Raw genomic sequence first — 21,885 nt, 5'->3', positions numbered from 1 at the left:
GGTGATTAACCGTCAGCAGTTATTTATTGTGCTGTCAAGGGTGGCGTCCGGTTACCTCAATGTAAATATCTGCGATTTTCAAGGTTCATCTGAGCCTATTTTTTTGACTCAGTTTTTTCATAGATCATTTGACACTATCTACTGCGGACACAGTGTAATTAAGACTTTTCTTAATCTAGCGCCCCTGATTTATTGTGAAATAAATATATCAATTTGCTTTTTTTGATAACACAGGGTATTATTTTAGAAAATCCGATGTTTTTTTAGTTACCGTTTGTATGTTTTTTCTAAAACAAAGTTTAATTATTTATGAATTATTTATAAAAACAGAACTCTGAAGGCAAAATATATATGCAAATAACCTACATTGCACGCAGAAAGAAGGCTTTGATCAGATGAGAGTTTATATTTCAGAAGCACAGATTTCCGACAAAATTTTACAGCTTTTTTCAGAAACCAGACACCGTCCAATGATGGTAGATGTGCTTGAGTCACTCATTGAGGAACATTCATACAGGACTGATTCCCCAAATCACAATATTGCGGATAGGATTCTGTCGGAATCGCCGGATTTTTTCCTTGATGAAAGAAAGAAACTCTGTTGGGAAGTTGATACAGACAATGTAAGGTCTCATCTTCTGGGGCTCGAGGAGAATCCTGACGCAGGATGGAGCAAAGGCTATCCATCACACATGTTTATGAACAGCGTATTTTACATGGAAAAATCAGAACTACATGTTGAAGATCGTTATTTCGAGTTCAACTATGTTTACTGCGGTTGTTGTGACTTTTTCTTTGAGAAGACAAAGCGTGAGCTAGGCGCCGGAGACATGCTTATAATCTCACCAAAAGCCAATCATAACGTAAAGATAAAAGACGATTCCACCTTCCTCATACAGTTTTATCTGAACTACAATACCTTTTATTCAGCATTTGTTTCGCTCCTGTCAGATGACAATATACTCTCAAATTTTTTCAGGGCAATCCTTCTGAATAAAGATCAGGCCAATTATCTTCTTTTACAGACAGGTGATTCAGCACAGATAAAGCGTCTTGCCAGGATGATGTATCTTGAATATTTCAGATACGACTCCTATGCGCCAAATTGCACCGATGAGTGGATGAGGCTCTTATTCGCATATGTCCTAAGGGATGCCGCCCGGAATTATTCGTTTATAAGTCCAAGCGAGGGTGTTGACTTTGCTCCGATAGTGAAGTACCTGAACACCAACTACCGCTCTGCTTCACTTTCTGATGTTGCCGAACACTTCCACTACTCAATCTCATATTTGTCTATAATGATAAAAAAACTCACGGGCAAGAACTTTACAGATCTTATCCGTGAGCTTAAGATGACTGACGCCGCTCATTATTTAACCACTACCACGAAGTCCATTGAAGAGATTGCGACTCTGACAGGCTACAACTCCTCAGATCAATTCACCAGAACTTTCCGCGAATACTATGGTATTACACCTTCCAAGTACAGAAAAAGAGCCTGAACTTACATTAATCCATATATCATCTGTGCATTTTTACACAGCATCAGCTCTTTGTCATCATCTGATACGTCAAGGTTTTTCACAAAATCAGGTCCACCTGTCATCCATACCTGTTTTACTGGATAGGAGGAGCCATAGATAATATGATCGGATCCCAGGATTTTGATCGCTGCCTTAAGATTTTCCTCACCCCAGGGTTGTGCGTGAGACATCTCAAAAAAGATATTTTCAGTAAGATATTTTCTGACAGCATCAGTACCTGTATCAAACCTTCCACCTCCTGAATCCCTGGGCATAAGCATATCCTTAAAGGTAAAATATCCTCCCCCCAACATGGAATGTACCATCTTAAGGTGTGGGAGCTCTGCAAACATTCCCGAAAACAGCTCTCTTCCTATGGCAGTTATCTGATCCTGACACCTTCCAAAGGAGCGCCTTAGGTTATTGTAATCAAGAAGTGATACGTGATCCACCGGAATTGGCGTGTGGTGAACATATACAGGTATCTCAAGTTCATTAATGGCACTTAGCATATCTCTGAACATCGGGTGATCCAAGTAGTGATTGCCGTAATGGGCAGACATTTGGACTCCTGTCATATGCAGATCATTTATACATCTATTAAGTTCATTTATAGAAGCCCTGTCGCCAAAAGGCGGAACTACAGCAAGAGCCTTGAGTCTTCCTCCACTTTCCTTTGCATGCCGTGCAGTAGCATCGTTTATAAATTTGCACAGTTCCAGAGTCAGCCATTCCTGACAGCCCGGAAGTTTCATGATTGCAGCGTCAACTCCTGCAGCATCCATGTCTGAAAGCTGCTTTTCAAGGTCGTAGTCCGACGCAAAGTAATTCAGGTTTTCGCAGCCATGGGGCTTTTCTATACTGATTGCAGCATCACCTTTTTCATTAACGTAACTTTTGGCGATCACATCATACTCCCTGGGAACCGCTCTGATAAAAGCATCAAGAATTTCCCTGTCTGTAAATAGTTCCCTCGGAAGCCAGTAAACATTTGCATCTATAACCATATCTGCCTCTCTTTCTCATCCAATCCCAAGCCGATTAAGTGCATCTATAGCAGGCTGTGCGATCTTATCTCCCCGCTTGGCGGATATCTTGTACCATCTTATTGCTTCGTCCATGTTCTTCTCAGTACCAACGCCGTTTTCATACATCTCTCCAAGATAAAACTGACTGGTAATGTCGCCTCTTTCCGCTCCTTTCCTGAACCATTCAAGAGCTTCTCTATGCCCATCCTCCGACCGGATTTTTCCATCTCTGAATAACAGTCCCATATATCTTGGTGCTTTCATATCACCAGCATCCGCTGCCTGCATGAACAGTTTTTCTGCTTCTGCGATGTTCCGCTCTACTGCATTTCCATCCATATATATTATTCCCAGTACAGTCATTGAGCGAACATTGCCCAAATCCGACGCTTTTTTACTCCATTCGTATGCAAGCTCATAGTCTTTATTAAGCCCCATATTCCCATGAAGATAGTTTTCACCCAGGATTCCCATTGCTTTAACATCGCCATTTTGAGCTTTTTTCTTTATTTCTTCAATATCCATTGCTTTCTCCTTCTCAATTATTTACAACCCCGTCAAAAAAATATTATCAAAAATAATCCGTATTTTTTTTATATCTAATCCGCCCTTTTTTTGGAGATTCTTTTTTCCAAATAATTTACCTTTCATTTTTACTGGAGTCATGCTAGTATTTAGAAAAAGAGAGCAGCTCATTTAAGAGGCGTAAGACCATCTTGAGTGAACTGCTCTTTTTATTTATTCAAACATTATGGAGGGATTGTAAAAATGAGCAACAAAAAAGCCAGAAAACTCTGGACCAGAGACTTCACACTTATCATCGTGATCAATTTTCTGGTCTTCATGAACCACATAATGATCCTGAATACATTCCCAATGTTCCTGGAAACGCTGGGAATGGACGAGGGAGTAGCAGGAGGATGTGCCTTCGCATTTTCAGCTGTGGCAGTTGTTTTAAGGCCCTTTATAGGCTGGCTGCTTAACAATGGGCGAAGGAAAAGCATCCTTATAATAGGAATAACAGGCATGTTCCTGATGCCGCTTGGATACATGACATCAGGCATTATGGCCGGGATGGGTTACGCAGCAGTTTCAGCTGTTGTTTTGGCTATTGTTTGCAGAATGCTGCAGGGAGCAGCCCTTGCTTTTTCCAACACCACGACAGCAACTATAGCAAGCGATGCTCTTCCTCAGAGTCGTTTTGCAGAGGGTATGGGATACTTTGGCATGGCCACAGCTTTAGCAACATCCATAGCGCCAGCCCTTAGCCTTAAGCTCATGAGTGTAAGCTTCTCTATTATGTTCATCGTGTCCTCGGCCTTTATGGTGGTTGCGTTTATGTTGTATCTATTTATGAACACAAGCGCAAAAAAACCGGAAGCACCGGTCTCTCTCAACTTAAGAGGACTCATTGATTCCGATGCAGTTCCGGCTTCCGTAATATGTCTGGTATTTCTTTTAACCTGGGGAGCACTTGAAAACTTCCTTTCTAAATTTGCAGCCGAAAACAATCTTCCATCCGGCGGAACTTTCTTTCTCATAACTGCAGTTATGCTGATTGTAGTTCGTTTCACCCTTGGATCACTGGCAGACAAAATGGGGGAAGGAATTTTTGTGTACTCCTGTAATGCAGCCATGCTGATTGCGTTTCTGTTGCTTGCCGTTGCTCCCTGCAGGACCACCTTCTATATAGCCGCCATTCTGGCGGGTTACGCATTCGGAGGTATTGAGCCTGCACTCCAGTCAATGGCAGTCCACATTGCACCGCCGGAAAGAAGAGGCAGCGCAAACTCCACATTCCTTTGCGCATATGATATAGGTCTTGGCGGAGGCGGCGGAATTGCAGGGGTGCTCATTTCAAGACTTGGTTACAGCAAAATGTTCCTCATCGTAGCCATGGCCACCGTGGCGTCAATCCTTCTCTACTTCTTCTGGGGGAGCAGACACCCGTCATCCCTTAAGTATAAAAGAGGATAATTTGACAAACAGCTCCTTTATTTGTTCTTCGGTTATATTATCAACATGAAAGCCGCCGGTACAGACGACAGTACAGTTCTCGCTGGCGGCTATTTTTTCTGCAATTCTTCTGCAGATTTCCTCGTCTTTGTGGCCTGTTACATTTAAAACAGAGGATGTAGCAGAAATGCTTCCATCCCCTGTTAGAGAAGGCCTTGGAATTGACATGACTGCGCAGCCTATATGGGGCATTTCTCCCCCATGGACCATCACCAGTTTGTCATCACCAATATCCTGAATATCTACAAATAATTCTGAAAACGACAGTTCAATTCTATATCTTTTCATAGAAAGCTCCTAATTGCTGCATCACATTCATTCATCCCCTCACCGTGCCAAGTCTTGAAGCTTTTAATTTCAACTCCAAACTGCATAAGAACCTTTCCCACAACGTGAATTACCATATCCTCTATAGTCTGTGGATCATTATAGAAGGTGAGCACAGGAGGTATAATGCTGCATCCCAGATCCGCTGCCTCTGAAAGATTACGTAGATGTACTTTTGACAGCGGCATTTCCCTGGGAACAAGGACAAGCTTTCTGTTCTCCTTAAGGCACACGTCAGCGGCCCTTTGCACAAGATTATCAGCATATCCTGAGACGATACCGGCAAGAGTCTTCATGCTGCAGGGCATAATGATCATGCCATCTGTCAGAAAGGATCCGCTGGAAATGGCGGCTGCCAGATTCTTTTCATCGTGAACATAGTCAGCTAGATCCGAAAGATCAGAGAGGGACCTTTTGCTCTCATACTCCCAGGTTGTTTTCGCTCCCTCTGTCACGATCAGATGGATTTCAATATTATCTTTTTCCCGAAGACACCTTAAGAGATAATAGCTCATCTCTACGCCGGATGCCCCGGTTACGGCAACGATAAGTCGCATAAAATATCTCCTTAAGCTGCATTAGCAAAAGTCAGGAAGCCACTTCTTAGGATCTACTTCCAAAAACTTGCAGCGCTCAAACTCATTCTTCATATTGTATGGAACAGTACAGTCAAAAATGGATTTGCATGCTATTCCGTGAACTGCTATGGAGGGAGCGTACTTCGGATCATTACTGGGATCAAGAACATGAGTATGAACTCCTGGAATTGGTATAAAGTCCACATCTCCCTGGAACCTTGTTGTCATGGCCCACATAACATCGCTCATATCAAAAATATCAACATCTTCATCCACAAGGAATACATGCTTCATCTCGGAGAAGGCAGAAAAAGCCAGAAGTGCTGCCTGACGCTGTCGGCCCTCGTCATTTATGTTGTTTTTCCTGAACTGAATCACGGTAACGAACTTTCCACCGCCGCATGGAGCAGCATGTACATTTACAAGTCTCCCCGGCATTGCCCTTTCAACCAGATCAATTACACTTGCTTCTGTGGGGATTCCCGCCATAGATACATGTTCATGGCTTGGGCCTATGCAGCTTTCCATTATTGGATTATTTCTTGTGGCAACTGCCTTTACTTTGATCACCGGCAGGTAATTGGGAAGATCATCGCCCTTGGCCTCCCCTGTATATCCCGGGAATTCCGGCATAGCCTTTCCTGTATTGGAATTGATATCCTCTCTCATGGTAAGGCCGGGAATGAGTTCACCTTCTATGACATATTCCGCATGGGCAATGCAGGTTTCATCAATGCTTACGCATCTTGCAAGCTCCACAGGCTTTCCGCGAAGTGCTCCCGCAATCTGTAGTTCATTAAATCCATAGGGTGTTGTTGGAGGCTCAAATCCGGCACACATGTAAATTGCAGGATCAAGGCCAATTGAAACTGAAATCGGCAATGGTTTATTCATTTTTAGTGCCTTATCCCACATGGCGCCAATATGCCTGCTCCCAGGGGTGATCCACATAGTCATCTCATCCCTGGACTGGATGCACAGACGGTGAATTGTAACGTCGGTGATATTCCTATCCTCCGGATCGGTTGCCGAGCAAAGCCCCATGGTAATATATGGGCCTGCATCTTCCGGAGTATTGGTTGGAGCCAGAACAAGTTTTCTTAAATCAAAATCCGGATCACTTGCAAGATATACGTTTTCCTGACAGACCGGAGCAGATTCTTTTATAATCGGTGGTATTACGTTCTTCACGGCATCTCGTAAATGCCAGCCTAATCGTTTGTAGTCGGTGTCAAGAAGAAGACCTACTCTTTTTCTGCTTGCAAGTACTCCCGTTATTACTCTACAATCAGGGAATCCTTTCACGTTGTTAAACAGCATTGCAGGCCCGTCTTCCCTTGTTGGACGCATCACTGTTCCGCCAGCACCGACATACCTGTATATTCCTGAAATCTCTGCATTTGGATCCGCTTCAACTGATGTTTCAACCAGTTGTCCTTCATTATCTCTAAGAACTTCTATAGCACTTCTTAAATCGTATATTTCTCTCATGGATTACCTCCTGGATTGTTTCTATTTCATCTTTCATGTTCATTATAAAATGGCAAAAAGAGGCCGGTAATTCCATTTTTTGAATTACCGGCTTATAGAAGTCTTTATTCAGCTCATTTACAGAGCCTGTCTATCCATTCAAAAAGCTCCTCGGTGTCATAATCACCACTGTGGGGTAATCCCCAAGGGAGTGCAAAATCTACATCATATCCCTTGTTCTGTAAAAGAGTTGCAAGTATCACAGGAATTGCAAGGGATGTATCCCTGTCAAAAGCGCCGTGTCTTATGCGCCAGTGCTTTGTTGTGTCAGCTTCTCCAACGAATCTTACGGGATTAAGAAGTTTTATCATCTTCTCATCAGCCATGCTTCCATTTGCTGTATCATGCTCCAGGCTGAACTTCGTAAAGTGCCTTGCAAATACGTCACTATCGCCAAACTCTTCATTTTCAGGTGAATCAAGGTTTACCGCATCAAAAGCCGGAGTGGTCTTCATTCTTGTGATCTTTTCAACAAACTTATCCCAGTCAAGGTCAAGAACCTTGCCATCCTCTATTTTCAGATAATCCTGCTTTTCTATCTCACTTCCGGGAACTGCCAGCTTTGACAATCTTGTGCCGCTGTCATGGGTATCAAGTTCTTTCTGGGCTGAGTAAATAACCCACTTCTTAACGAAGTCTTTAAAAGAACCTTCTCCCTTTTCATCAAGCAAAATCTCATTTCCATCACTGTCCTTAAGCCCGAGGGAATTGACATATGCAGGAAAAAGTTTTTTCAGTTCAGCGGACATCTTAATCTGCTCGCCTGTCATGGTGCCTTCCACGGGAACAGGAACAACCTTGCCGCCCCTGTTTTCAAATCTCATCTTGTGATAGTCGTTGCATCCGTTAAACAGCCACTCATAGGCGCTGTCCGCATTTTCAAGATTGTGAATTGGGCAATAGCAATTTGAGGCAAAAATATCATCTTTTTCATCAGCGGCACCAATTTCTTTAAGGAACTCTTCATAGTCCTCGGCATTTCCTGTGGCTCCGGCTAGGGCAGAAAGAGCTCCGCCCGCTGAAGTTCCGCTGGTTATTATACGATCTGTATTCCCAGGAATTACTGCCTTATTGTGCTTTAAGTATCTGACAACCGCCTTCATATCCACAATAAGAGCAGGTGCTTTTCCAACGGCCTTTCCTTCAAACTCCGGCTTTGGCGGCATCTTTGGCACTCTCTCATCAGCTTTACCGCCTACAAAGAACTCTTTAGTAACAAGCCCAGTATTTCTTCCTCTGATACCAGGCGCTACAACAACGTATCCGTGTTTAAGTCCCTTAAATATGGTGTTAGTTCTTCCAAGAAAGTCCGCTCCCGGCTCATCAAGGCCACCTTCCATATATCCTCCGACAGTATTAGGGATAAATATGGGAGCACTCTTAAGACTATATCCATTTATCTCTTTTCCCTCATAGTATTCTTCGGGTACAAAGAGATTTAACCTCTGGATATCACTTACAGGCTTTTCGCAATACACTATACCGGTAAATGCCCTGTATCTGATGATTTCACCATCTCTTTCGCATGTCTTAACCTCATATTTGTCGGCATTAAATTGTAAACTATCTGACATCTTAATTCCTCTCTTTTCTGTACTGATCAGCGTATTTTTCAACATTGAGCATAAGTACTACAACAAGGATTACTACACTGATAATGGCGCCCAGCCATGTGAAATCAAACTTTACTGCATTGACAACAGCTTCTGACTGCTCCATAACTGTCGGATCATAGTGTACTGCTGCAAGTATCCACCCTGTAAGAGCTGAACCAAGGCCAATGCCAACCTTGGATCCTACGGACTGTGCTGAGCTGATAAGCCCCTCAGATCTGATTCCAAACTTCCAGTAGCCATACTCTACTACATCTGGAACAAGGGCAAACACTGCAGAAAGAAGCGGACCTGCTCCAAGGGATCTAACTACCGTACCGATTACCAGGAGTGCGGTATCTGTGTAATACTGCAAAAGAAATGCTGCCGCAATCTGACTGAACACATTTCCTCCGCCGGTTCCAAGTGCATAGGCTATTTTGTTGAGCATTGGTACTTTTTTCTTTGTTTCCATTGTTTTCCTCTCCATCTTAAAAAGAATTCTAATGTGGGGGAACTGCGCGCTTTTCCAACCTCATTGATTATCTGGTTGATTGTATTATAATTTAGCTATAACAATTTGGTCATTCTGTTTTTTGAATCATTAGGGGATATTATTATGGACATGGAAAGGTTAAAAGAATTTTTGATTATAGTTGAGACTGGGTCCTTCAAAGAAGCTTCCGCCATTCTTGGCATTGCCCCCAGTGTTCTTTCTACCAGGTTTTCTGCCTTTGAAGAATCTCTCGGAACAAAGCTTCTTGAAAGAAACAACCGCCTTGTCGTGCCAACAGAAAGCGGCAAAATTCTACTGGGTAACGCACATGAAATTGTATCATCCTGGGAAACCATAAAGACTTCCCTAAAGGCTTCCAAGCGCACAATTAATACCCTAACTATTCAGCTGTGCGCCCGTACCATGCCCTCCGAGCTTGGTCCCTTCATGGATAAATACTGCAGAAGTCATCCCGGATTATTCCTGAATCTGTATGATGAGAACAGCTGCAGGATCAAAGAAGGTCTTATGACTGGCCAGACCGATATAGTATTCGTTCCCGGCCTTGAAAATGATTTTATAGATATTAATGGACGGGTTGTAGTCAGTTATTATGACCGCTTAAGCGTCCATCTTCCCATAGACCACAGACTCTCATCCAGAGCTTCAATCCGTTTTGAAGAACTATCCGGAGAAACCTTTATCCTCTATCCCAATATGCTGGAGGATCACATAAGAAAGCTTCAGACAACTCTTTTGGATCAGTCCGGAATATACTACAAGATTTATGACAACAACTGTTCTCCACTTTACTATGATCTTTTAGTACCTATTGGCATGGGAATAGAATTTTGGAACTGGAGTGATCTGTCAACCCCGAACACAGTTAAAGTGGCAATAAAAGACAAAGGCTATGGCACATGCTATTACATGCTCTATGATCCTGACAATACCAATCCGATTGTAAATGAGTTTATTCAACTATTTCTCGCTTATAGAAAGGACCGTTTATGAAAACTGAAAGATTACAGGAATTCATCGTTCTGGCCAAAAGCCTAAATTACACCAAAGCCGCAGAGAGCCTTTTCATTTCACAGTCTATACTCAGCAAGCATATTAAGGAACTGGAAAAGGAGCTCCAGGTCGACCTGTTTCACAGATCCACCCACAGTGTTACGCTGACAGATGAAGGGAAGCTACTCCTTAGAAGCGCAGACTCTTTTATGGTGAAAATAGAAAAAGCAACCTCACTTCTTGCCCAAAACACCCACCGCACAGAAGGAACAATACATCTTAACTGTCACGAACAGACTCTTTGTGAGCGAGTTCTGGCACTTATTAAAGATTTTAATAAAAACTATGACTCCGTTGACATAGATATTCACGTTATAGAATCGGCTCCGGATATAACAGCCATAGAAGGTGCTGACCTGCTTATAAGCCCCTGCGATTTCATGAGCAGGATCTCAGATAAATTTATGGGAAAAAAGATATATGAACAGAGTGCTCTTCTGGCTATTCCCCCATATCATCATTTAGGAGACCGACAGGAGATCAATCTTGAAGAACTGTCAGACGAGAATCTCATTGTGCCATTCTCAGATGAGTTGTTTGGTCCCTATTCAAGGAACTTTTTCCTGGCATTTAGAAAATCAAAAGGAAATATCAGAAAAATCCCGGCCTTTTCCCCTCAGGATGCACTACTAAAGGTAGAGCTTGGCGAAGGAATCATGATAATCCCTCATCATTTAAAGCGACGACTGTATGCCCAATCTAGGCCTCTTAGAATAATTGACGAAGAATGCAAATTCCCTGTGTATGCATATACAAAGGCGGAGAATACAGGAAGCGCTCCCAGCCTTTTTTACAATAGTTTATAGAGAGCCTTTTTCTCCTTTTCTAAGTGAAATGATGTATTTTGTTCTTGGGCAAAGCCCTTTAAAAATGTGCTTTCTAGATTCAGATCCTTTTCTGGAGGGGAGCGCTCCTTTTTTCGTGCGAGATTTTCCATTGTGTTTTTCCTCCTTTCTGTGTTAAAAAATGTGCCTTCTGAGTTCTTCACCTATCTTTCGGGTTTGCGTGCATCTTCAGGAGCCCGGACGGGACACTCTGCAAGGGACAAGCATGCGAGACGCCGTAGGGCAGCCCTTGCAGAGGGGACCGGGAGGGCTACGATGCACTCTCGCAAACCGATAGGTGAAGGACTCTGGAGGGACATTTTTACAGAAAGGTGGAAAACACTTTGGAAAATCCGCACGAAAAAAGAGGGGGTTCCTTTGCGGAACCCGTTCGAGGAGGGGACTAAGATCATTCCTTGTATGCCCTGCATTCAGAGCTTCTCGGTGAAGCTCAAGGGCATATTGGTCTGGGAGCTCGGACAGACCTGCGAAGCTGCTCGGAATGGTACCTGGAAAAACTAACTGCCACCGCTTATGAAACTGCTCCAAATGCAAAAGAAAATACTCCAGGTCAGCCAAAAACCAAGAGGATCTTTCTAAAAAAGAGCCGAAACCATCTCCTCCCTCTCCATAAAACAGCACTAAAATTTTAAAATTTCCGCCCTGTTTCCCATAAAACAGATATTCCTCTGACCACTTATGCAAAAAGGCAAACAATATCCCTGAAAGGCAAAATACATTGAAAAAATGCAAGATCAGAAGATCATCCTCGGCCTGAAATTGTACACCTGACTTCTGAGTTCAAAACCGCGTAGGACCTGCATCAAAAGAACTCCCCAAAAACATCGAGAGCTCAAAACAAAACTGAAAAATCTTGTGAGAGGAAAAGCGGTAAAATGACCGGAAACCTTCAGGACCATTCACCAAGACCAGAAAATACCAAGAAAAATGACGGGCATGAGACACTTCTTGAAATGAATTAGTCAAAATTGAAAAAGCAGAGAAACCAACCATAATGGAGCCAAAAAGACAGACAAAAAGACATGAATAAAGCTGCTGATGGCAAATAAGCTGCGGCAGCTTTTGTGCAAATTTACGGTGGGGGTTTCAGGGGACGGGCTGGTTGGAAGGTGTCCCCTGATATATTCAAAGGCACAGCTTCATTCTCCCCTACCTGTGCCTTCCTTTTCTTTTAGATCCAGGAAAAAAGTTACCCCGAAGCATTTTCAGCTCCGGGGTAAATACATCATTTTCACTAAAGACTTACGTCTATAGGAAATCACTAAAGATATTATAGCATGAAAAGCCAGTAAATTACAGCCTTTCAGCCAAAAAACAAATAAATAACACGTGTAACTGTTATATAAAAGGGAATGGTAACATATTGGGGAAGGGCTTGGGGAACGGGCAAGGGAGTATGGGGTTCCCCAATATATTCAAAGGCGCGCCTAATTATCCCGTACCGCGCCTTCATTTGCTTTTAAACTTAACCTTTGACACTTCCAGCTGTAAGTCCCTGTACAAAGAACCTTTGACAGGAAATGAACACGATCAGTATCGGTATCAAGCTGAGTACTGATAATGCAAACACATATCCCCACTGAGTGAACTGATGCTGTCCAAAGAATCCTGAAATAGCAATAGGTAGCGTCCTTTTAAGATCATCATTGATGACTGTATTAGCCCAGGGGAATTCCTCCCAGGCAGTAAGGAAGTTAAAGATCGATACTGATGCTATTCCGGGCTTTGCAAGTGGTATCGCAACGTTAAAGAACACAACAAGTATGCTTCCGCCGTCCATGTAGGTCGCTTCATCAAGCTCTTTGGGGATATTCTCAACAAAGCCTTTTATCATAAAGGTTGAGTATGGGATAACCCATGCTACATAGAATGGGATCAGTCCCCATATACTGTTGATGGTATTTAGCTTTACAGCCAGCTCGTACTGTGGAACGATCATTGTAGTTCCGGGAATGATCATTGTAAGGATGATAAATCCAAAGAGTAAACTCCTTCCGGGGAACTTAAACCTGGCTATACAAAAAGCAAGTGCTGATGAAACGATAGCAGACAGTATAACTGTCAAAACAGATACCAGTATGCTGTTGCCAAAATTTCCTATGAATTTCTTTTGACCAAGTATATATGCGTAGTTCTCTAGAGTTATCTCTCTCAGCTTAGGGAAAAACCTGGGCGGATACTCATAAAGCGCTCCATTGGGCTTAAGAGAGGTACTCACCATATATATCATTGGCATCATCACGACAACCAGTCCGGCAATAAGAAGAATGTAAATCACCAGCTGGGATAATCTTCGTTTCGACATAATCTCTTTTCACCCCTCATCCTTATTCTGCATGAGCCTGAACTGCAATACCGCCAGGATAGCCAGCACTATTGCAATGATGAACGACAATGCAGCGGAATATCCGAACTTTCCATTACTGAAAGCTTTATAGTACATCCAGCTAAGTACTACTTCCGTATCATGACCGGGCTTACCGCCTGTAATGAGCTTGGTGGATGTATAAACGTTAAATCCGCCGATAGTAAGCATTACAAGGGCAAAAAGTATCGTTCCCCTTATCCCCGGAAGTGTTATATGAATAAACTTCTGCCATGATCCGGCACCATCAAGAGATGCGCTTTCATACAATTCCAGAGGAACAGTCTGCAGAGCTGCAAGGAATACGACCATGTTCCAGCCGATACCCTTCCATATGCCAAGGAGCATAGCTACTGTCATGCCACTCCATCTGGAATCCAGCCACCTCACATTCTGTGAGGTGACATGGATAACATTTGTAAGAAAATAGTTAAGGAGACCTTCCGTGTTGAAAACATACTTGAACACTAGGGATGCGATAACCCAGGATGTGATAACAGGCAGATAGTAAGCTACCCTGAAGCCGATCTTCACATGGTTTATGGAATTTATGAGCATTGCTACTAACAAGCCTATCGCCATCTGGGCAGGAACTGTGATGAGTGTATATACAATAGTATTGGTAAACGCGATCCTGAAATTCTCATCAGCTAATACTGTCCTGTAGTTTTCAAGGGCAATAAATTCCTGATCAAGAAATGAACCAAAATCCCATTTGAAAAAACTCATCCAGAAGAGCCTGATTATGGGATACACCGTAAAGATCCCAAATACCAAAAGCCCCGGCAATAGCAGAAGTAGTATCTGCATTCTGCTCTTAGCATTAAACTTCATTTTCTTACTCCAGAAATTATCTTATTTATTCAGCAAGGAGCGCATCTACCTTTGTAGCAAGCTCATCCATTGCTTCCTGTGCTGTCTTGTCGCCATTTACAACCTCAGTAACTGCAGCTGCAAGCTCAGAATCAAATTCTGACCAGCATGCTACGGTAGGACGTGACTTAGCTGTCTGAAGTTGCTCGATGTATGGTGCAAAATCTGCAGCCTTAACTGTATCTGTCTCAAGGGCAGTCTTGTTTACAGGAATCTGACCACACTTAGCCATCTCAACCTGCGCATACTCGCTTGTCATGAACTTCATGAACTTCCATGCTGCATCCTTGTTGGCTGAATTAAACATTGAAATATCCTCGCCACCAAGGACTGAGATTGATCCGCCGTCTCCTGCAGGTACTGGCGCTGTCTCGTACTTAAAGTCAGGATACGCGCCTGCAAGCTCTGCAACCTTCCATGGTCCTTCAAGGAGCATCGCATATCTTCCTGTTCCAAAACCATCTGTCATAGGGATATCACCACTGTTCCATCCTGTAATGGCATTTTCTTTGTAAAGATTAGCAAACATCTCGATTGCTGCAACTGTCTCTTTGCTGTTAAGATATCCCGTTGCCTTGGTCTGTTCCTCATTTGTAAGGCTTCCGCCCATACTCCAGATAAATGGGCAAAGATTCCATCCTGAAAGACCGGGTTCATCATATCCCCATACCTGCTGACCATTTGCATTTGTTCCTGAAAGCTTCTTGCAGGCATCAGCAAACTCATCCATGGTCTTAGGAACTGCAATTCCGGCCTCAGAAAACATTTCAACATTGTAATAAAGAATCTTGGTGTTTGTGTTGAGTGCAAGGCCGTAGTTGTCGCCACCGATCTCTGCTGTGGACATTGCGCTTTCCAGAAGTCCTCCTGCAACATCATTAAAATCACTCATTTCCTTGTTAAGAGGAACAAGTATGCCCATCTTCTGAAATTCCGGGATCCATGCACTGTCAAGACGTGCAACATCAGGAAGGGTATCAGACTGTGCACTGATAAGAATCTTGTCATGAAGATCTGCCCACTCGTGTGATACTGCATTCACCTTTATTCCAGGGTTTTCTTCCTCGAATTTAGGAATAAGAACTGTGGTTAATGTTTCATTTTCTGGTGATTGTGCGCTATAATGATGCCAGAAGTTAATTGTAACTTCCTCAGTAGATGCCTCTTCTTTAGTTTCATTTGTAGAAGCAGGCGCCTGCGTTGCTGTTTCCTGGCTCTTAGAGTCAGATTCAGATGTTGCTGGTGATTGTCCGCATCCCGTTATAGCTGCCAGGCTTGTTACAGATGCTAGTATGATTGCCAGCAATTTTTTTCTCTCTTTCATTTTTATTTCCTCCTTAGTTCTTTACTTTTATCACCTTGACTGAGCAAGGGTTAATGGCTGTTTTGCCATCAGGGTCTGTTGTTACTATTTCATTTGAGATAAGGTCAATAGCACCTTCAAGGCCTTCTACCCTTACCTTTTTATCAGATGATCCTTTTCTGATGATCACTCTGATCCTTTCTTTATCATCCGATCTTTCAAATACCAGAAGATCCTCTTCATCACTGCAGTTTATGGTCTTATATGAACCCTTTCTGATACACTCGTGGTCTTTTCTAAGCTTTATCAGGACCTTATACCAGTCAAATAGCTCCTTATTCTGCCTGCTTTTATCCCACTCCATGCACTTTCTGCAATCAGGATCGTTATCTCCAGTAATTCCCACCTCATCTCCGTAGTAGATAGCAGGTGAACCCTTGAAAAGAAGCTGAAACGCTACTGCAAGCTTAAGTCTTTTAACATCACCACCGCAGTAGAACAGGAACCTTTCGGTATCGTGGCTGTCCAACGGATTGTACAGAACATCAGCCGTTTCGCTCTTGTACAGAGCCAGCATCCTGTTGATCCTGGCATCAAACTCCGTGGCTGTTATCTTCTCAAAGCCAAAGTAATCTCTTGCCGCATCCCTGAACATGTAATTCATCACGCTATCAAGGCGTTTCCCTGATACGAGAGTTCCACCATAACCCCAGGTCTCTCCAAGAAGTATGAGCTGCGGATACTTTTCTTTTAAAAGAGTCCTCGCTGCCTGCCAGACAGCTGAGTCCACCTCGTCAGCCACATCAAGCCTCCAGCCATCAATTCCGTATTCCCTGACCCAGAAATCCATCACATCAAGGATGAACGCTCTTACCTCAGGATTTGAGGAATTGAGCTTTGGCATGTACTTGTATGCTCCAACACATTCGTAATCTTTATGGGTTACCGAGATTTCTTTTTCCTTATTTGGAAGAAACCAGTCATAATACTTTGACTGAGAACCTTTCTCAATGACATCCTCGAACTGTTTAAAATGGATACCCGTGTGATTGAACACTCCGTCAAGGACTACTCTTATACCGGCTTTATGCAGCTCTTTTACAAGAGTCCCAAAATCTTCATTGGTTCCAAAGATTGGATCTATCTTGTAGTAATCAGTGGTCGCATACTTGTGATTGAAGTCAGCTTCAAAGATCGGATTGAAATAGATCACTTCTATACCAAGATCTTTCAGGTATGGGATATTGTCCTGTACGCCCTTTAGATCTCCACCCATGTAATTCTCTCTTGTAGGATCTGTGCCCCAGGGCATCGTCTCCGGCGGATCATTTGAAGTATCTCCGTTAGCAAATCTCTCAGGAAAGATCTGATAATAGATGATTCCCTTAGCCCATTCCGGGTAATCAATCACATCACCCTGATTGGCATATAGGAATTCAAAATATCCATCTTCCGGAGCTTCCCGAGAAAACCCTGTAGCTGAGTAATACTCTTCTTTGCTGCCATTATCCGTAAGTTTAAAGTAATACTTCTGATATCTTGCAACCTTGGAAAACTCTATCTTCCCTTCATAGTAGTCAAACAGGTCATCACTGTACTTTTTTTCAAGCTCAAGGTCATTTTTTAAGTCCGGCTTGGTCCTACAAAAGTAGATGATCCTACAATCAGACATATCATCTTTTGCTGTACGTAGTTTAACGACCAGTACGTTCCTTGCTACGGGGTAAATAAAGTCTTCGGTATTAAGATGCAAAACCGCTTCCCTTTTCACCATATCTCCTTTCTCTATTTTGTTTTTCGCTTGGTCGATTCCCTTTCAATGATGGCTGCGTCAACAAGCCTGCTCTTTATCTTCTTTTCTTTACCCCTGATAGACCTTAATAAGAGCTCTGCTGCTGTCTCACCCATCTTGTATGTATCAACGTCTACGACGCTAAGCGCTGGTTCCATGTACTCAGCCAGAGGATAATTATCAAAAGTGATAACACCGATCTGCTTTGGCACGCTGATCTTTCTTGCCTTTATTGCCTTTAAAACCTTAAATGCAATGACATTATTGGAGCAGATAAAACTGTCTGTATCCCTTTCCTTTTTCTGTATCTCATCGATCAGCATTTCAATCTTCTCTTCACTAAATGTATGGATGCCGGAAGTCTTTATCTTCTGAGCTTTGCACTCATCCTCAAAGCCTTTGATACGCTTGCTCTCAAATATAGTATTTCTGTTCTCCACAAGGAGCATCGGGCTCTTATATCCTGACTTTATAAGGCACTCTACCGCCTGGCGGCTACCCTGCTCATTGTCAACATCCACCCAGCTGATGTCAGATCTCTTTTCCTGAGGCTCGCCCATTACCACAAATGGAAAATCACTTGAAGTCATCAGATCTATCAGCTCTCCTGTCATGCATTGGACCGGGAGAATGATCCCATCAACCTTCCTCTCCTGTACCAGGTTCTTGATGTTGCTGCTATCTGAAAGCGAATGATTGGTGATCAACACACTGTAGCCTTTTGACTGAGCCACAGACTCAATGGCAATCACACTCTGTATAAAGAAAGCATTGGAGAAGGCATCCTTGTTCCCGGCATCGATTACAAGTCCGATAGTAAAGGTACTTCCATTTACAAGGCTTCTTGCCAGACTGTTGGGATGATAATCAAGCTCTTTCATTACCTGTAAAATCTTTTCTTTGGTCTCTTCTGAGATGCTGGCAGTACCATTTATTACTCTGGATACCGTAGAAGGGTTTACGCCTACTGCCTTTGCGATGTCTTTAATCGTAACTGTCATATTCTTCTCCTATGCAAACGTTTGCACAACTGCTTCAAAGTTTGGCAATGCAAACGTTTGCATTGCCTATATTCAATGTACTCTCTTTGATTTATATTGTCAACCCATTAGTTTATTGCCTCCCAAACAACAGTAAAGATCTGCCTTTTCGCATCTTTCACCCACACAAAAAGAGCGTCACATGAAAGCAACGCTCCTTAAACTTCATCACTTCTCTGCAAAAAGACCCGGTACATTGTACCGAGTCTTCTGTAATCTGCAAGCCAAAACCAGAACAAGAGAAAGTGGCTGCCTTTCTTAGCAGCCACTTTCTAACTTAGTGTTTCTTTGTATCAAGGGATTTATAGGGTTTTGTTTTTACGCTTCTTTTCTTTTAGCAAGTAGTACTACGAGTGTACCGGCTGCTACAAGTATAATTGCTACTGATGCTGCCATGTTTGATGTATCCCCTGTTGCACCTCTTCTTGCTCCGAGCACCGCTGCGCCGTTAGCTGCCTCTCTTGTTGCTCCGAGAACCTGAGCTTCAGGCTGTACAGGAGTCGGTGCTAATGCAACGGGTGTCTCTTCAATAACTACAGGTGTAGGTGTTGGATCCGGTGTAGGTGTTGGATCTGGATCCGGTGTTGTGCTGCTGGAAGGAATAGAACCATTTCCGTTTACATCTGCAGTAAATACATTGGATACCTTTGTGTAGTTGATGCTTGCATTGATGCTTTTTACTACGCCGAGAACAATATTTTCTATAAAGCTCCATGCAGTGCCTTGATAGAAATTATCTGTAGCTTCGCCATCAAGGAGAACTTTAACGTTGAAATCCAAAGGTGTTTCATCTTCAAGCTTTAAGTTGTCAAATAATGAATTTCCTGTCTGTTCTTGACCATCTGCAACGTAACTGGTCTGCCATGCTCTTTCATTAAAGTTATCTGCCCACGCCTTTGCTACATCTGTGTAAGGTTCTTCAGGATCAAGAACAGAGTTGTAATACTCAAGTATCTGCTCAAGAGTCATGTTCTTTGCATTATCGTATCTATCCCAGTAGTTTGGCCAAAAATACTTAGCAGCTTCGGTTGTTTTAAGGTCTAATAACCTTCCGTTGAGATAGCGGATATCATTTGGAACGTAGTAAGTTCTGCCGTTTTCTTCGGATACCACTGTTCCCCATTCCTCTTTAAATTTGGATGTTGCGCAATATCTGTATGGTCCGTCGGTTCCTGTATTATACTCTGTTGTTTCATAGACATCCCCGGACTCATTTATGATACTTACGCTGTATCCTGTTCCGTCTCCGGGCTCCGGATCTCCCCACATATCTCTGACAAATGCATCTTCTGCAAGCCATGACAGGTCAATAGTAATAGTCTCAACGCCGCCTGTAATAACTATATTGTAACTGTCATTTCCGTTATACTGAACATAATAGCCATTGTAATAGTAGATTCCCTCATCATCAGAACTCTCTGTTACGGTTCCATCTTCATTTACATGATATCCGTCAAAATCAACTTGTTCAGCAGTAACGCCCTGCTCTGTTGTAACTATCTCAATGTTCTTTATATCTTCCTGAGTAGCCAGCTCTGTTACATAATCATCGAGCTTCTCCTGGCTTTCAAAGGACTTCTCTTCTGTTACGTCCTCTTCCTTCTCTTCAACCTTAGTAGTAATTTCATAGGTATATGTTCCATTCTGACTTTCTACGTCGCTCTTTATCTCTTCCTGCTCAGTAGTCTTCTCATCTACCACTTTCTGTAAGCTTTCCTCTGATGTCATTCCTGTAACACTTAAATCATACTCAACAGTCTTGGATCCGTCAGAATTATCTGTTTTAACAAGGCCATTCCCTGTCTCAGTTATATTCTCTTCGGCTGCCACTTCTTCTGCTGCAGGTTCAGCGCTCTCTGTTACAGGTGTTGTACTCTCTGCTACAGGTGTTGTACTCTCTGCTACAGGTGCTGTATTTTCTGCTACAGGTACTGTGCTTTCTGCTACAGGTGCTGTATTCTCTGCTACAGGTGTTGTGTTTTCTGCTGCAGGTGCGCCTTCGGTTCCCTCTGCAAAAGCTGTAACCTTAATTCCTGCAACAGAAGTAATTACCATTGCCATCGTAAGAATTGTTACAATGAATCTTTTGATCATTTCCACACTAAGTTTTTTCATATTTTATACCCTTTCCTTTTAATTTTCCCTTGTTTGCCTTCCTTATAGGTTCATGATAGCGGTTGAACAATCATATGTTCCATCATAAAATGCATTTATTTTGTTGTTTAATGGTTTCTTTATTGTTCTTAATGATTTGTTTATAATTTTCTTACAATTCCAAAAAAATGCAGTAAAACCAATACTAATGCTGCAAACAGCTTATTCCTCAAAAATAATCCATTTATTGTTCCGCCACTACAGAAAACAGGGGCGTTTTCACGCCCCTGCCTACTTGATTGCTTTTATTAGAGTATTCAGCTCTCCGGTCTATTTCATGTCGCGCTGTTGCGCTATAAGTATTCTCCGCCATGCCGACAGACTCGGGATGCTTCGCATCCCTCGTTGTCGCGGCATTCGCCGTATGCTTGCAAAAAAAGACATCCCGGTCTGAATGCAAGCATTTTTGATAGTTGCATTTACCAGCCTATCTTGAAAAGTATTATCCTTATAGAAATTAAACAGATCATCTGTAAAAAACAATCTGGTTACGTCGTTTATAATGACATTGGCAGGGATTTGTGTAAACACACATAACCCGACGGTTAATATGTAAAATAAAACCTCAATCAGGGTATGTTCTGTTATCGAAGCTGTGTACTTGAATATCATCATTTCCAGGAATCATGAATACATAATCCCATACAAAGCAGAAAATAAAAGCAGATCAGAGGTTGCACGGGAAAAATTTGGTGACATATTCATAGCAGCATATGAGAAAAGATGTGCAGGCACTTATACAAAATAGGACCAGGAGGAACAAGGCTTCAATAGATAAGTATACCGGATGTTTTGAAAATCCTGATAATTTTAAAGGATGCTTTGGACATTTGGGCAAAAGTGTAGGAATTCTGTAGCCTTAAAGCACCCTTTTTTTAACCCTAAATGGAGCATACGGGACTTGAACCCTCAAGTCTCCTATTGCGCGCCATTTCATAAATCCCTCTAAACCACTGATTTTTTGCGGCCTTTGGCCTTTTTAACCATGAGTGTATCTATACATCCTATAAACCTGTAATGCACCTCGACCCTCATGACGATCTGCTTGCCCCATTGCTCCTTCTCATGTACAAAAATTTTGTCTAAAAGATTATGCGTGATGTTACTATCCAGCTCGCCAATGTTCTCATAGGCACTGATCAGATTAACAAAGCTCTCAACATCTTTCCTGTTATTGCTGTTTTTCACAATGTTCTCTTTGAGCTTTTTTACTTTATCCTCAAGAGTTGTGGCTTCTGCTTCATAATCTGAAACAAAGATTTTGTACCGTTCTGCCGAGATCACACCAAGGGCCTGATCTTCATAGAGCTTTTTTATGATGATGTTTAATTCCTCAATCCTTTTGATTG

General features: G+C 42.5%; 19 protein-coding genes. 4 read left to right on the top strand and 15 right to left on the bottom strand.

Annotated features, from left to right (window positions below; genetic code table 11):
• Positions 1–395 precede the first annotated feature (395 nt).
• Positions 396–1,502, top strand: coding sequence for a helix-turn-helix transcriptional regulator (locus J6I68_RS11100; RefSeq protein WP_292220348.1), 1,107 nt, complete (start codon positions 396–398; stop codon positions 1,500–1,502).
• 2 nt (positions 1,503–1,504) lie between these two features.
• Here J6I68_RS11100 and J6I68_RS11095 read toward each other — a convergent pair whose 3' ends face one another.
• The gene (locus J6I68_RS11095; protein ID WP_292220347.1) at positions 1,505–2,530 is read right to left on the bottom strand and encodes an amidohydrolase family protein; all 1,026 of its coding nucleotides are present in this window, start codon (positions 2,528–2,530) and stop codon (positions 1,505–1,507) included.
• A gap of 15 nt (positions 2,531–2,545) precedes the next feature.
• On the bottom strand, positions 2,546–3,076 hold the full coding sequence (locus J6I68_RS11090; protein WP_292220345.1) for a tetratricopeptide repeat protein: 531 nt from the start codon (positions 3,074–3,076) through the stop codon (positions 2,546–2,548).
• A gap of 243 nt (positions 3,077–3,319) precedes the next feature.
• Here J6I68_RS11090 and J6I68_RS11085 point away from each other — a divergent pair, with 243 nt between their 5' ends.
• Positions 3,320–4,528 carry an MFS transporter gene (locus J6I68_RS11085; RefSeq protein WP_292220343.1) on the top strand — a complete coding sequence of 403 codons (1,209 nt, stop codon included), beginning with the start codon at positions 3,320–3,322 and terminating at the stop codon, positions 4,526–4,528.
• Here J6I68_RS11085 and J6I68_RS11080 read toward each other — a convergent pair.
• The 5 genes from J6I68_RS11080 to J6I68_RS11060 form a co-directional block, all read right to left on the bottom strand.
• Positions 4,502–4,855, bottom strand: coding sequence for a hypothetical protein (locus tag J6I68_RS11080; RefSeq protein WP_292220341.1), 354 nt, complete (start codon positions 4,853–4,855; stop codon positions 4,502–4,504). The two genes, J6I68_RS11085 and J6I68_RS11080, sit on opposite strands and share 27 nt — an antisense overlap.
• Entirely contained in the window at positions 4,852–5,451 is a 600-nt protein-coding gene (locus J6I68_RS11075; protein WP_292220339.1) for a UbiX family flavin prenyltransferase, read from the bottom strand. Before J6I68_RS11075 ends, J6I68_RS11080 begins: the two co-directional genes overlap by 4 nt.
• A gap of 21 nt (positions 5,452–5,472) precedes the next feature.
• Positions 5,473–6,963, bottom strand: coding sequence for a UbiD family decarboxylase (locus tag J6I68_RS11070; RefSeq protein ID WP_292220337.1), 1,491 nt, complete (start codon positions 6,961–6,963; stop codon positions 5,473–5,475).
• Positions 6,964–7,076: 113 nt separating this feature from the next.
• Complete coding sequence (locus J6I68_RS11065; protein WP_292220335.1) at positions 7,077–8,576, bottom strand: subtype B tannase; 1,500 nt, start codon at positions 8,574–8,576, stop codon at positions 7,077–7,079.
• Position 8,577: 1 nt separating this feature from the next.
• Positions 8,578–9,069: an MFS transporter gene (locus J6I68_RS11060; RefSeq protein ID WP_292220333.1), complete on the bottom strand. Its 492-nt coding sequence runs from the start codon at positions 9,067–9,069 to the stop codon at positions 8,578–8,580.
• Positions 9,070–9,213: 144 nt separating this feature from the next.
• Between J6I68_RS11060 and J6I68_RS11055 the strand changes: the two genes are divergently transcribed.
• Positions 9,214–10,104, top strand: coding sequence for a LysR family transcriptional regulator (locus J6I68_RS11055; protein ID WP_292220331.1), 891 nt, complete (start codon positions 9,214–9,216; stop codon positions 10,102–10,104).
• On the top strand, positions 10,101–10,970 hold the full coding sequence (locus J6I68_RS11050) for a LysR family transcriptional regulator (RefSeq protein WP_292220329.1): 870 nt from the start codon (positions 10,101–10,103) through the stop codon (positions 10,968–10,970). The genes J6I68_RS11055 and J6I68_RS11050 overlap by 4 nt, the downstream gene beginning before the upstream one ends.
• Here J6I68_RS11050 and J6I68_RS11045 read toward each other — a convergent pair.
• From J6I68_RS11045 to J6I68_RS11010, 8 genes are all read right to left on the bottom strand, one after another.
• Positions 10,955–11,101 carry a hypothetical protein gene (locus J6I68_RS11045; protein ID WP_292220328.1) on the bottom strand — a complete coding sequence of 49 codons (147 nt, stop codon included), beginning with the start codon at positions 11,099–11,101 and terminating at the stop codon, positions 10,955–10,957. The genes J6I68_RS11050 and J6I68_RS11045 overlap by 16 nt on opposite strands.
• A 1,373-nt stretch (positions 11,102–12,474) precedes the next feature.
• Positions 12,475–13,314: a carbohydrate ABC transporter permease gene (locus J6I68_RS11040; RefSeq protein ID WP_292220327.1), complete on the bottom strand. Its 840-nt coding sequence runs from the start codon at positions 13,312–13,314 to the stop codon at positions 12,475–12,477.
• A gap of 9 nt (positions 13,315–13,323) precedes the next feature.
• Positions 13,324–14,208: a carbohydrate ABC transporter permease gene (locus J6I68_RS11035; RefSeq protein ID WP_292220326.1), complete on the bottom strand. Its 885-nt coding sequence runs from the start codon at positions 14,206–14,208 to the stop codon at positions 13,324–13,326.
• A 25-nt stretch (positions 14,209–14,233) separates the two neighbouring features.
• Positions 14,234–15,571, bottom strand: a complete 1,338-nt coding sequence (locus J6I68_RS11030; protein WP_292220324.1) for an extracellular solute-binding protein — start codon at positions 15,569–15,571, stop codon at positions 14,234–14,236.
• Positions 15,572–15,584: 13 nt separating this feature from the next.
• Positions 15,585–17,324 carry a glycoside hydrolase family 13 protein gene (locus J6I68_RS11025; RefSeq protein ID WP_292220323.1) on the bottom strand — a complete coding sequence of 580 codons (1,740 nt, stop codon included), beginning with the start codon at positions 17,322–17,324 and terminating at the stop codon, positions 15,585–15,587.
• A gap of 11 nt (positions 17,325–17,335) precedes the next feature.
• Positions 17,336–18,343: a LacI family DNA-binding transcriptional regulator gene (locus tag J6I68_RS11020; RefSeq protein WP_292220322.1), complete on the bottom strand. Its 1,008-nt coding sequence runs from the start codon at positions 18,341–18,343 to the stop codon at positions 17,336–17,338.
• A gap of 357 nt (positions 18,344–18,700) precedes the next feature.
• A complete protein-coding gene (locus J6I68_RS11015; RefSeq protein ID WP_292220320.1) occupies positions 18,701–20,497 on the bottom strand; it encodes an LPXTG cell wall anchor domain-containing protein in 1,797 nt (598 codons plus the stop codon).
• A gap of 984 nt (positions 20,498–21,481) precedes the next feature.
• On the bottom strand, positions 21,482–21,885 hold a 404-nt coding region (locus J6I68_RS11010), incomplete at its 5' end, for a DUF4368 domain-containing protein (RefSeq protein WP_292220318.1).

This window comes from Butyrivibrio sp., from assembly GCF_017940685.1.
Taxonomy (GTDB): domain Bacteria; phylum Bacillota; class Clostridia; order Lachnospirales; family Lachnospiraceae; genus Butyrivibrio.
Note: the sequence above shows the minus strand (reverse complement) of the source record. Positions and strands in the feature narration are given on the sequence as shown.

Bases quoted from the DNA above. Each gene is read 5' to 3' on its own strand.
- J6I68_RS11030 (WP_292220324.1), bottom strand. From the start codon at position 15,571: ATGAAAGAGAGAAAAAAATTGCTGGCAATCATACTAGCATCTGTAACA.
- J6I68_RS11095 (WP_292220347.1), bottom strand. From the start codon at position 2,530: ATGGTTATAGATGCAAATGTTTACTGGCTTCCGAGGGAACTATTTACA.
- J6I68_RS11090 (WP_292220345.1), bottom strand. From the start codon at position 3,076: ATGGATATTGAAGAAATAAAGAAAAAAGCTCAAAATGGCGATGTTAAA.
- J6I68_RS11020 (WP_292220322.1), bottom strand. From the start codon at position 18,343: ATGACAGTTACGATTAAAGACATCGCAAAGGCAGTAGGCGTAAACCCT.
- J6I68_RS11075 (WP_292220339.1), bottom strand. From the start codon at position 5,451: ATGCGACTTATCGTTGCCGTAACCGGGGCATCCGGCGTAGAGATGAGC.
- J6I68_RS11045 (WP_292220328.1), bottom strand. From the start codon at position 11,101: ATGGAAAATCTCGCACGAAAAAAGGAGCGCTCCCCTCCAGAAAAGGAT.
- J6I68_RS11065 (WP_292220335.1), bottom strand. From the start codon at position 8,576: ATGTCAGATAGTTTACAATTTAATGCCGACAAATATGAGGTTAAGACA.
- J6I68_RS11035 (WP_292220326.1), bottom strand. From the start codon at position 14,208: ATGAAGTTTAATGCTAAGAGCAGAATGCAGATACTACTTCTGCTATTG.
- J6I68_RS11100 (WP_292220348.1), top strand. From the start codon at position 396: ATGAGAGTTTATATTTCAGAAGCACAGATTTCCGACAAAATTTTACAG.
- J6I68_RS11055 (WP_292220331.1), top strand. From the start codon at position 9,214: ATGGACATGGAAAGGTTAAAAGAATTTTTGATTATAGTTGAGACTGGG.
- J6I68_RS11070 (WP_292220337.1), bottom strand. From the start codon at position 6,963: ATGAGAGAAATATACGATTTAAGAAGTGCTATAGAAGTTCTTAGAGAT.
- J6I68_RS11060 (WP_292220333.1), bottom strand. From the start codon at position 9,069: ATGGAAACAAAGAAAAAAGTACCAATGCTCAACAAAATAGCCTATGCA.
- J6I68_RS11050 (WP_292220329.1), top strand. From the start codon at position 10,101: ATGAAAACTGAAAGATTACAGGAATTCATCGTTCTGGCCAAAAGCCTA.
- J6I68_RS11025 (WP_292220323.1), bottom strand. From the start codon at position 17,324: ATGGTGAAAAGGGAAGCGGTTTTGCATCTTAATACCGAAGACTTTATT.
- J6I68_RS11085 (WP_292220343.1), top strand. From the start codon at position 3,320: ATGAGCAACAAAAAAGCCAGAAAACTCTGGACCAGAGACTTCACACTT.
- J6I68_RS11080 (WP_292220341.1), bottom strand. From the start codon at position 4,855: ATGAAAAGATATAGAATTGAACTGTCGTTTTCAGAATTATTTGTAGAT.
- J6I68_RS11015 (WP_292220320.1), bottom strand. From the start codon at position 20,497: ATGAAAAAACTTAGTGTGGAAATGATCAAAAGATTCATTGTAACAATT.
- J6I68_RS11040 (WP_292220327.1), bottom strand. From the start codon at position 13,314: ATGTCGAAACGAAGATTATCCCAGCTGGTGATTTACATTCTTCTTATT.